This window comes from Streptomyces olivaceus (assembly GCF_000721235.1).
Classification (GTDB): Bacteria; Actinomycetota; Actinomycetes; order Streptomycetales; family Streptomycetaceae; genus Streptomyces; species Streptomyces olivaceus.
In genome coordinates this window covers 1-384 of the sequence record NZ_JOFH01000144.1, presented here as the reverse complement: position 1 = coordinate 384, position 384 = coordinate 1, and the positions used below count along the sequence as shown (strand labels likewise).

The window sequence follows — 384 nt, the reverse complement described above, 5'->3', positions numbered from 1 at the left end:
GTGGTTGCCCTTTCAGCGCGGTGTGTCCGCGGTGGTGATTGTAGGTATGCAGCCATTGCGGGAACGCTTGGCGGCGCTCGGCTTCTGACCGGTAGGGGCAGGCGTAGGCCCACTCGTCCAGCAGGGTGCGGTTGAAGCGTTCGACCTTTCCGTTCGTCTGGGGCCGGTAGGGCCGGGTGCGCTTGTGGGCGATCCCGGCCGTTGCCAGGGCATCGCGCCAGTCGCGTGAGCGGTAGCAGGAACCGTTGTCGGTCAGTACCCGCTCGACGGTGATCCCGGCCTGGGTGAAGAAGGCGTGGGCCCGCTGCCAGAAGCCGGTGGCGGTCTCCTTCTTCTCGTCCGCGTGGATCTCGCTGTAGGCGAGGCGGGAGTGGTCGTCGACGG

The 384-nt window shown here is 67.4% G+C and carries 1 protein-coding gene; it reads right to left on the bottom strand.

Annotated features, from left to right (window positions below):
* Positions 1 to 384: integrase core domain-containing protein (locus IG94_RS0138175; RefSeq protein WP_031048853.1), on the bottom strand; the 384-nt coding region annotated here is incomplete at both ends.